This is a genomic window from Nostoc sp., assembly GCF_036916575.1.
Lineage (GTDB): Bacteria > Cyanobacteriota > Cyanobacteriia > Cyanobacteriales > Nostocaceae > Nostoc.
On the sequence record NZ_JBALGC010000101.1, the window covers coordinates 1 to 10600 of the forward strand.

Genomic DNA, 10600 nt, shown 5'->3' on the forward strand with positions numbered 1-10600 from the left:
TTTTCCTGAGCAGTGGCCTAACTTCACTCCTCAAATGAATGTCTTTCAAATCACCCTTTCTACTGCCTGATTTTTAATTCCCTACCCTTGAAAGGGGCCCCCTCTGGGGATTGGGGGAAATAAGAATAGAAGCGGGGTTCCAAGAATAAGTTGCACATCGCGTTAAGTAATAAAACACCTTGGCACTAAACCTGCCAAGGTGTTTTATTTAAACGAGATAAAAATTAAAATATAGCAACCGCCACAGAGTAAGTAAGTCGGCTAGAAAAATTCAATGTATATAAAGAAATATAAGCGCCGACTTACTTAATCCCAAAATATCTGAAAATATTGCCTAAATGGCAACATTGCTTTCCTGAATTTAGGTATTGTCAGTCTTGAGTTGATCCATTGTGGATTCTACACTAGACTTATCTGCTCACCTACATAAGTTTGTATAAAGGATTTCAATTAATCTTTCACTAGTACTGAATCTCAAATTTGCACTGTCATCAGCTCAACTTTATATATACAGGAGGAACGAATTTGGTATACTGAATCATTTGTCTATACCAAAATCTACGTTAAAAACAGAACAGATCATACGTCTAAGCAATAGACACTATAACGATGCAAAGCTACGTTATAACCTCTAATAGCAGTGAATTTGGCTACACGTCGCCAATAAAAACGCAATATGTAGCTTTTCTGTAGTTGACTATTGCTAGATTTAAGTTACTCTTAAAGCGAATCGCTTCCTGTAAGAATCTACCCTGACAAAAATGTATAAAGATATAGTTAAATTTAGCAATTCTGTCCGAGATTTTTAATTTGTAAACTGAATAGTTTGATACGGCCCTTAAAACCTTGATCCACTACCCTAAACAAGGTAGTCAATTAACGACTCAATATCATCTGTCTGGTAATTGTATTGAATAGTTTACAATACCAGTGGATGAGAAAATCTAAAGAAAATATAAAAGAGACTCAAATGACTGTGGTGTCTGGAGGACAAAAGTGTTTCTGAGACTAGCACATCAACATCGACAATTCGTCCAAGACTTGGTAATGAACCTGCAAGCCTTGGCGGTTGTATTAGAACGACGTGGGTATCCTGCGTCCTGCTACACCTGTGGCGACCAAATGAATAGTGCATCGTTTATGGTTAGCTTGGATGATAACCATCTGATTCGGTTTTTAGTGTCCGATTACGGGATTACTTGGACGGAAATGCGGGATGACCGCGAATTAATGAAGTTAGAGGGTGCGGAGGCAATAAGCCAATTAGACGAACTGGCTAATCTTGTCAAGCAATCTATGCAAACTGATACAGGCTCTAAAACTCTTGCCAAGAAGTATTAAGGTTCCAAAGGTCGATCGCTTTCTTAGAAATTGATTATCGATAATTGGTAATGGTGGCTTAGTTGGCGATCGCTCTTACCTATTTGCTTCCCTTAAGTGATTGGCTCATGGCTGGTCTATCGCATATTTTTTTGTATTTGCCAAAACCTCAGGAACCGGATTTTCAGCCTTTTGCTGGAAGGTGTTAAAACTTACCAAAGGCAGAGGTTGGGTAGTTAGACGCTGCTCTTTGCCCAAAATTTCATCAAAACGCAATAACTTCTCTTCTCTACCTTGGACTGCGCTAACGAGACACTACGCATAGCTTGCTTCTCCGTAGGAGTACGTTAAGCTTCGCTAACACAGTTTTCCTTAGGGCTATGTAAAAGGATTCAGTAATGAAATATGGCAGCTACGGAAATCGCCGATGTTAGGCGTTACTAAGGTCAGATAGGGAATCTGGGTAGTAGTAACTATCATTATATCTGCTTGACTGTGTGTTTTCCCTAATTTATGAATTTTTACTCCTATTGTCCATTACCAATCAAAATAAAAGGTGCCCAATAGTACGGGTGACTAAAATTGCTAACTGCTGCTACGAGTACATTATGACTTATTGCCTTCCAATCTCCAGTAATTAATGAGATTTGAGCTTGTCGTAAAGCTTCAGTTTTAGTTAATTTATCCGTGGAGAGGATACCATAAAAAGCACTCATGAGTACCTGTGTACCACCATCATCCACAGACCACAACGAGGCGATGGCGGCTCTAGCGCCGGTTTGTTGCATCTGATAGCCAAAGCCCAAAATTTCCTCACCGTTACCCAACTTACCTCCCAAGCCGGTTTCACAGGCGCTCAATACTACCAAATCTACATGGGGGAGTGACCAAGTGGCGACATTTCTGAAGTTAACGCGATCGCCATTTCCGAATAAAATAAACGAATCTTCTGGTTTACCCACCACAAAAGCTGCATGAGTCGCTAAATGGACAATTGTATAATCATCCATTTGGGGTACAGCGACTCTAGGGCTAAAGGCATCGTCTAAAAGTGTCGTAGTTTCAGGAACCGTAGCTGCTAAACTTTCCACTTCCTGCGTTGCTAAGGGCAATCCAGCGAAAGCAACCTGGCGATTACCAACTTTGATTTGATAATTACCTTTAGTAAAAGCACCAGCTAAAACCCGCAAAGTAGATTGTTTTGGGGTGTTTAAGTTAGTCAGGCTGGCAGATGTAATGTGATTCACATTGAAGCGCTGCACTAACCATTGTTTGCCATCATATAAAGCAGTTAAAGGAATGTAACGTAACTGGTAATCTGGAGCGTAAATCAGAGTTTGTGTACCTGATAACTTCAGGTCTTTCTCTATCGGTTTAATTAGCCAGTCATACAATTGGCGTGCAGGTGCTTTGATGTTTCGACTGGGATTGATTAAAGCTTGGCGGAAAGCAGCAATTGTCTGATGGAGGGTTTCGCGTTTTACAGCAACGGTGCGATGAATTGGTGGAGATTCAGGAGTTACTAGTACCAATTCCAAACTATCTTTTAAAATCAGCGGGTAGAGTAGTGCCGATTTTTGCGGCAATCGCGCCAAATTATCTCGAAGTTCGTTGAGATTCTCCAAATCCAAATTTTGCCGCCTAGCTGTGCGGCTAATTTGCTCTACCTGTGCTTTCACTGAAGGACTATTGATAAATTCGTTAAATTTATCCAGGAGTTGCTGTTGATTTAGGACTAATTGCTCGATGCGTTGTTTCTGTTCGAGCGATCGCTCTTTAGGGGAAATTTTCCGTAGTGTTGTCAGTTGTTTACCCAGCACAACAGCATTATCCAGAGTTTGCTCCAACTTTTGTTTAATTGGTTTTTCTCTTGCCGCTATATTAATACCTTTGACAGTACGTTGATTACCTGGCACATTCTGGAGATATTCTTCTAGTTCTTCAACTTTGAGTAAATCCATTGTCCTTTGTGCTTCAGCAACACGTTCTTGTTTGAGCAATCGTTCACCCAAAATGCGATATGTCTGACTAACAGTTATGCTATAAGCATCTGGTTGTGGCGCACTCAGTGCTGATGGATTCAAGCGAGCTTTCTCACGATTAATCAAGCAATGCTTATAGAAAAAAATTGCTAACTCTGGTTGGTTTTGGATATCAAATAAGTAACCTATGTTACTGTAGGTTTTGCCAAGTCGAACGAGATCCCCAAGTTCTTTGTTAATTAATAGGGCTTGCTGATAAGATTGAAGTGCTTCAGGATACTTTTTTTGACTTTGGTAGATTCTGCCGATGTTATTGAATGTTACCGCTTCCCAAGAGCGCTCTCCAAGTTCTCTGCTGATGGCTAATGCTTTTTGTAATCTCTGCAACGCTTCTTTCGATTGACCTAGCCGAGATTCTTTGATAGCTTCTTCGTTGAGCCTTTCAATTTCTGAGAGCTGATTATTCTTGAGTAAAGCTTGAGCTTTTTCTCCGGAATCGTACCTTAACCTTGCATTTGTACTTACCTGGTTCTTGTTTGGGTACGCCATCCCCAAACCTAGTAAACTAAGTATAGTCAAAGTAACAACACTAACATACTGGAGATTAGGCTGCATAACAAAACACTCCCTATACTCGGAAGTGTAAATATTAAATCAAGAAGTCCGGCAACGCAATTAATTTTTATGCTATTCAATGATTTGGAAAATTTATAGGTGCTTAGAAACTTGAAAATGTCAGAAGAAAAACCCAGTCAACCAAGACTACCACCAATCAGCGCCCTTGACAATCCATCAAGTCATCAATTTGGGAATTGGTTTGAATATCCTGTGAGAGTGCAACCCCACCACACTGACTATAGCGGTATTGTCTGGCACGGTTCCTATATAGCTTGGATGGAAGAAGCACGGATTGAATGCTTACGATCTATAGGGATTGAATTTGCTGATTTAGTCGCTATAGGCTGCGATTTAGCAGTTGTAGAACTGTTGGTGCGCTATCACCGTTCAATTCAATTGGGTATGGCAGTGGTGGTAAAAACGCGCATGGCTGAAGTGACTGGTGTCCGCATCAATTGGGATTATGCTATTGTCTCAACTGATGGACAACAATTATACGTCACTGCCAAGGTGACTTTAGTAGCTTTAGATAGCGAAAGAGGCAAGATTATGCGTCAGTTGCCGGCGAGTGTTAAAGATGCGTTGGCCAAGATTTCAGCATTAAATAATGATTGATCAAGAAAGGTTATAAAAACCACAAAAAATTTGACGCTAGTTGTGTCAAAGTTAAAAATTGTGTCATTTCATCTTTTATACTTCACCTTTCATTAGCAAAAGTGAAGTATATATTTTTACTTGCCACTTTGGATCTGCGACAGATTTTGAGCAAACTGCGTTACGTAATGCCAAATATCTTGTGGAGTAATACCAAAACCAATATTTAATAAAACAACGATTGCCGCAATAGTCAATGCATTGCTTACGGTTGCTTTCAGCAACTTCCACAATATTATGAAGACTATCCAAGCGATAATTAGCGTAGCAATCATATATATTAATTCCTTAATAATTGCCCTTGTCTAAGAGTGGGTTTATTCAGAAAGGGTAAGTTTTTGTTTGGGTAATAAATGCTGGTATAAAAGATGTTGAACCCAATTTTTAATATCCACTATAATGCTTTTTTTGTAATAACTAGCCTGGGGATATTTTATCTAAAAAGGAGAATACTTATTGATGTGAGATACCGATTTTTTTGCAAAGTTTTTGTAAAGATGTTTGTTTAATTTTTGTTTATAGATAAATTATAGATATACATAAAACTGATAGCTGATCCGGAAGCCAGTGACTATCTTCAATAAAGTTTAATTTCTTAACTTTTTCTAGTTTGGCAAGTCCGTCTTTGTCATAAGGTTAAATGATTTCCACATTAATTGGATTAGAGGCTGGGGATTAAAAATTGGGGATTAAGCATCAATTTCTAATCCCCAGTCTAATCTGAACTGAAAGTTTTTATCGCAAAGAAATTATCCGCGAGTGAGTTTCTAACTTTTCAGTCGCTGTTAAAACTTCTTGTCTTGCCCATTTATCTGCTGCCAAAATGTCATCTAAAGAGGGATTAGCACGGTTATCATTTTGATGGCGATCGCACACCCATTCGAGACACCGAGGAATATCTACAAACCGAATTTTTTCATCTAAAAATAAAGCTACAGCTTGCTCATTGGCGGCATTCAACACCGCTGGCATTGAACCACCAGCTTTACCCACAGCATAAGCCAACTGCATACAAGGATACTTCTGGTGATCTGGTTCGCGGAAGGTGAAATTTCCAGCTTTGACTAAATCTAGTCGTTCCCAGTTGGTGTAGATGCGATCGGGCCAAGATAGGGCATACAGTAAAGGTAAGCGCATATCTGGCCAACCGAGTTGAGCTAAAACTGAAGTATCTTGCAGTTCAATCAGCGAGTGAATAATGCTCTGGGGATGAATGACAATTTCGATATCGTCATAATCCAAGCCAAACAAAAAGTGAGCCTCAATTACTTCCAGTCCTTTATTCATCAAAGTAGCAGAGTCTACTGTGATTTTCCGCCCCATCGACCAATTAGGATGCTTGAGAGCGTCAGCAACGGTTACATCTGCTAACTTTTCTACATCCCATTCCCGGAAAGCCCCACCAGATGCAGTGAGCAAAATTTTCCGCAAACCTCCCTTTGGCACACCTTGGAGGCATTGAAAGATTGCGGAATGTTCGGAATCGGCTGGGAGTAATTTTACACCGTGTTTTTCAACTAGGGGTAGAACCACAGGGGCCCCAGCAATCAGCGTTTCTTTGTTCGCTAAGGCAATATCTTTACCAGCTTCAATAGCTGCGATTGTGGGTAGCAAACCAGCACAACCAACGATACCAGTGACAACGGTTTGGGCATCGCCATAGCGAGCGACTTCTATCACTCCGGCATCACCTGCCAGTAGAATCGGTTGGGGATCGAGGTCAATGAGAGCTTCTTTTAGCGCTGGTAATTTCTCTTCTGAGCAAATTGCTGCTATTTTCGGTCGAAACTGCCGAATTTGAGCAGCCAACATCTCTACATTGTTCCCAGCTGCCAATCCCACAATCCGAAACTGATCTGGGTACTGAGTGACAATATCTAAAGTCTGAGTACCAATAGAACCAGTGGAACCAACAAGAGTAATCGCTTTCACAATTGCTTAAGGATTTACAGACAACTCCCACTATAAATTGCCGGGGACTCTTTAATAACAGCAATCACTATAATCGATACAACTCAACCCCGATCTCATATCACCAAATCACGTTGCTACCCGTTAATATCCTTGTTGTTTGAGAATTTGGTTGACATCGTAATGTTGGTCGGTGCAGGAACCCTGCTTTTTGTAGATACAAGTACTTTTCCAGCACTTCTGTAATGTGTAGTCTTCGTGTTGCTGTGGGACAGGAACATTGGCAACAAGGTAGTTGAAACCTGCTTTTAATTGGTCAAAATCCTTTTCCTCTCCAAGGAGGAAAATGGGGACATGGTGATGCAGGTAGGTATAGCCTCCAGATAAAGCCCAAGAAATACCCCAAAGACCAACGCCGCAAATGGTTTTTTCCTGACTCAATTTTTGCAACGCTATCAAGTTGCTAGATCCCGAATACCAGTGTGTCGTTTCTGGATTAGTAATCCACAGCGTAGAAAAACTAAACTCTTTATAGACATCAAATCGGCTGGACAGAACAGCAGATGAGTAAGTCCAAAGTACAAGACTGAGTAATCCTGGTATGATCATTCTCCGTGCTTGCAACCAGTTGACAACTAGCTCTGCTGTCCCCAGTCCTGCTAATATCATCACCATTGGTAGGGCTGCATAGATGAAGCGATATTCTTTGTGAGCGAGAATACTGTGAGTTAACACAATAATGATGGCTAGCCATGCCAGAATCGGGCTATGGCGGGAACCAATAATAGCTAGAAGCGTAATCGGAATTAGTATGAAAGACCAACTTTTGAGCAGGTACAACAGATATTCATACCAGGGAGACACTCCATAAATTAGGCTTCTGCCTTCCACAACGTTAAACCAGATGTTGAGCCAAAAGGATTGGAAAGGGTAAGACCAGGTGAAGGCATCCACCATGCCAAAGATGAGTATAGGCCCCAAGATACCTGCTATCATGGGCATCCCTTTTTTTCTCCACTGTTGGCAACAAATGTAAATTACTGCAAAAATTACGGCCGGCAGTAGTTGAATTCGTAAGGCTAGGGCTAGTCCACACAAACAACCCGCCAAGAATAGGCGAGTCCGAGGCTGGAAATTCTTACCATGAACGCCCAAGTAAACTCCAGGTAAAAGAAGATGAGCTGACACCACTTCAGTAAAAGCTTTGGGCGCAAAGTAAACTAGTTCAAACCAAACACTGCAAACACCCGCAGTTATGACGGCAGTAACCAGCCCCCCAGTTTCATATCCCCATAAAAAGGCTACCAGAATTGTAGTTAGGGAAAGCAGACACAAAAAAATACTTACACCAGCCAAGTAACCACTGGAACCATCTCCCATCCAAGCGGTTAGGCGCATAACAACCGCTAGAATTCCTGGAAATACCCACGAGCGTGTACCATCTCTAAATTCCCACGTCACCATTCCATTCCCAAAGGCGAGTCGGTGTGCTGGTTCTTGAGTCTGGAATATCTCATCTGGCCAAAATATATTAGGAAAAGACAAGGCGGCGCTAACACGGACTAGCAGAGCTAGGAGAATTAGGGTGCTTAATAAAAGGGTGTTTAAATTAACCTTGCTATTCATCGTTGAAAACTGGGAATAGAGAGTAGGGAGTGGGTAAAAGTCATTATTTTAAAAAGTAAGGATTCAGGTCAAGGAGGTACTATGAGTGAGAGGTTAAGGCTACGTAGCTCTTGTCAATAAGTAATAGTACTTAAAATTATGCGGAAAATCGGGTTAGTCAACAACTGACCCCAGTTACAGTTATTTATGGCTTTTGTGGTGTTGGTTTGCTGTTAGCCTCTGGAGGCACTATCTCCTTGAGCCGTCTCGCCTATGGTATTGTGCCTTTGAATATAGGCATTGGTGTGCTGCTATCTCGCCATCCTCGTCAGGGATATTTAATATTAGGCGCTTTTGTGACATTACTAGCCAAAATAGCTGTAGGATTTGCCCAAGAACGCTGGGTTGGTTAGAGAATTTGATCCATATATTTGTTCTTTATTGGTAAGAAGTTGAATTGAAATTTCCTAATGAATGTATCGAATCAAACATTAATTTTTGGTAATCAGCGTAAATCCGTTAGCTGCTCCGATAATTTTACTACCAGTTAAATTGATTTGCTGTAAAGCCACATTGTCCAACAGCAAATAAGATTTATTAGATAACATTTGTTGTAAAAGTGGCATAGTTGCAGCAGTTACCTTGCAATCGCTGTAAAAGTCCAAACTAGGACGCCCATAAGCAAAAGAGGTATAAATTTGTGTTCCTGGTGAAACATTTGCCCGAATTAAGTCTGCTACTGGCTTGACTGGAAAAGCTTCCTTTAATTCCCAAATCCAAGATTGCGAACTCATCAATAGTGCTAAAACTAAATACATCCCTGTAAATAACACTGGAATAAAGTTGCGATCGCGCTGTTTAATTAACCAAGCTGCCGTGGCCATACTTATTGCCAAAACAATGCTCATGACTATTAAAATAGGCTCTTTATTTGCAAGAATAAAGTAAACACAACCTCCTAAACCAGCAAGAGCAATAACAGCCATAAATATTGTCCAACTTCGCACCCTAAAATGACCGTACTGCCAAATTTCGCTAAGTTTAGCACCTATTGCCAAAGCTAAAAATGGATATACAGGCATAATATACCACGGGAGTTTAGTTCTCATTAAAGAGATGGTTCCTAAATAAACAATTGTGCCAATAATAATTAGGCGACCCCAGGTAGTATGACGTTTTTTCCAAGCTAGATAAAAACCTCCCGGTAAAAATAATAACCAAGGAAAACTATACTTAATTAACTCAATTAAATAGTACCAGGGAGGCCCACTATGACCTTCAACAGATTGTCCAAGGCGATCAAAGGTTTGTGCTTGAAAATTCACTTGGAAGAAATTGTCGCCATAATGTTGCCATTGAGCAGCAAACCAAGCGATCGCTGGTGCATTTCCTAAAAACATTCCCACTAATAAATAGGGGTTTGTTAACAAAGCAAGCTGCCGATCTGCAATCAGGAATAAAAAAGCGATCGCCCCTAGCAGCAAAACTATCATCCCTTTAGTTAGAGTGATTAACCCTAGACAAAATCCCACACCTAAAGCATATCGACGATTCTGACGTGCTTTTAGCAAACAAAATAACAACAGCAGAAAAAAGGTAATAGTTGTACCATCTAGCATTGCTAGCCGTCCGTGACGCAGCACAGGCAACATCGTTAGGTAAACTAAAGCGGCAAACAGAGCTGGTAAACTTTGGTTAAAAAGCAAACATCCCACCAAGTAAAGCAAAGGCACTCCCAAGGCAGTTAAGACTGCACCCGGTAGACGTGTTGTCCACTCATTCACGCCTGCGATGGAGTAAGTCCAAGCAATTAGTAAGTGCATTAGGGGTGGCTTATTGTAATAAGGTTCACCTCCCAAGGTGGGGTAAAGCCAACGCATTGAACCAAGTGGGGCACGCCAAATTTCACGGGCAACCTGTGCCACAGTACCTTCATCCCAATCTCGTAAAGGGGAGTTTCCCAAAAATATCAGCCATAGAACTAAAGATATTACCAGTAAGCTAAATAACCATTCTTTTTTTCGGAATAGACGCATATTTAAAATCGGGATAATCATCTCAAAGACTGTAAGGCGGTATTGTACCCCAGATTCTGCAATGGGAGTTTGGTTACTGTTGTTTGAAAAGCGGCGTTCATATGGTGCGATCGCTCTTTGTGCTGGTGTGGCCTGCCCCAATACACTTGGATTAAGGATAATCGTAGGTTGGGTTGTAGCTTGCTTCCCCGTAGGGGTACGAAGTGAAACCCAACATTAAGCGTTAATTGTTGCGTTACCCTGCGGGAAGCCCCTTTGGGTCTACGTTCCTCAACCCAACCTACGCAACTTAAGGTTTTTAGGGCTAACTGAACCGTATTGCTATATACAGCAGATTGCAGGTATAGGACTTACGCAATAACTCTCTGAAACCTTATTCCTGGAGTTTAGACTAAAGCAAGCAAAAATAGCTCGACAGTGGATTCCATTGAGTGGATGTCGAAAAATCAGAGAACTAAGTCAGAAAAAAAGTGT

General features: G+C 41.0%; 8 protein-coding genes and 1 pseudogene. 3 read left to right on the plus strand and 6 right to left on the minus strand.

Annotation, left to right across the window (positions count from 1 at the left end):
* The first annotated feature begins 996 nt into the window (after positions 1-996).
* Positions 997-1341, plus strand: coding sequence for a DUF1815 family protein (locus V7L29_RS21115; protein WP_334689796.1), 345 nt, complete (start codon positions 997-999; stop codon positions 1339-1341).
* Between the two features lie 105 nt (positions 1342-1446).
* Here the strand turns inward: V7L29_RS21115 and V7L29_RS21120 are convergent, their stop codons facing one another.
* Together V7L29_RS21120 and V7L29_RS21125 are read right to left on the minus strand one after the other, a co-directional pair.
* A complete protein-coding gene (locus V7L29_RS21120; RefSeq protein ID WP_334736722.1) occupies positions 1447-1596 on the minus strand; it encodes a hypothetical protein in 150 nt (49 codons plus the stop codon).
* Positions 1597-1847: 251 nt separating this feature from the next.
* The gene (locus V7L29_RS21125; protein WP_334689797.1) at positions 1848-3917 is read right to left on the minus strand and encodes a CHAT domain-containing protein; all 2070 of its coding nucleotides are present in this window, start codon (positions 3915-3917) and stop codon (positions 1848-1850) included.
* Between the two features lie 117 nt (positions 3918-4034).
* Between V7L29_RS21125 and V7L29_RS21130 the strand changes: the two genes are divergently transcribed.
* Positions 4035-4535, plus strand: a complete 501-nt coding sequence (locus tag V7L29_RS21130) for an acyl-CoA thioesterase (protein ID WP_334689798.1) — start codon at positions 4035-4037, stop codon at positions 4533-4535.
* Between the two features lie 116 nt (positions 4536-4651).
* Here the strand turns inward: V7L29_RS21130 and V7L29_RS21135 are convergent, their stop codons facing one another.
* The 3 genes from V7L29_RS21135 to V7L29_RS21145 all read right to left on the minus strand — a co-directional run bounded on the left by V7L29_RS21135 (position 4652) and on the right by V7L29_RS21145 (position 8111).
* Entirely contained in the window at positions 4652-4849 is a 198-nt protein-coding gene (locus V7L29_RS21135; RefSeq protein WP_334736723.1) for a hypothetical protein, read from the minus strand.
* Between the two features lie 460 nt (positions 4850-5309).
* A complete protein-coding gene (gene dxr, locus V7L29_RS21140) occupies positions 5310-6506 on the minus strand; it encodes a 1-deoxy-D-xylulose-5-phosphate reductoisomerase (protein WP_334689800.1) in 1197 nt (398 codons plus the stop codon).
* 123 nt (positions 6507-6629) lie between these two features.
* Positions 6630-8111, minus strand: coding sequence for a mannosyltransferase (locus V7L29_RS21145; protein WP_334689801.1), 1482 nt, complete (start codon positions 8109-8111; stop codon positions 6630-6632).
* A gap of 158 nt (positions 8112-8269) precedes the next feature.
* On the opposite strand from V7L29_RS21145, the pseudogene V7L29_RS21150 reads away from it, so the two are divergent.
* Positions 8270-8503 (plus strand): annotated as a pseudogene (locus V7L29_RS21150) (hypothetical protein); the annotation flags it as partial.
* A gap of 78 nt (positions 8504-8581) precedes the next feature.
* Here the strand turns inward: V7L29_RS21150 and V7L29_RS21155 are convergent.
* Positions 8582-10126, minus strand: a complete 1545-nt coding sequence (locus V7L29_RS21155) for an ArnT family glycosyltransferase (RefSeq protein ID WP_334736724.1) — start codon at positions 10124-10126, stop codon at positions 8582-8584.
* Between the last annotated feature and the right edge of the window lie 474 nt (positions 10127-10600).

Excerpts from the sequence above, each read along its gene's own strand:
- V7L29_RS21125 (WP_334689797.1), bottom strand. The coding sequence starts at position 3,917 with ATGCAGCCTAATCTCCAGTATGTTAGTGTTGTTACTTTGACTATACTT.
- V7L29_RS21130 (WP_334689798.1), top strand. The coding sequence starts at position 4,035 with ATGTCAGAAGAAAAACCCAGTCAACCAAGACTACCACCAATCAGCGCC.
- V7L29_RS21135 (WP_334736723.1), bottom strand. The coding sequence starts at position 4,849 with ATGATTGCTACGCTAATTATCGCTTGGATAGTCTTCATAATATTGTGG.
- V7L29_RS21145 (WP_334689801.1), bottom strand. The coding sequence starts at position 8,111 with ATGAATAGCAAGGTTAATTTAAACACCCTTTTATTAAGCACCCTAATT.
- V7L29_RS21155 (WP_334736724.1), bottom strand. The coding sequence starts at position 10,126 with ATGCGTCTATTCCGAAAAAAAGAATGGTTATTTAGCTTACTGGTAATA.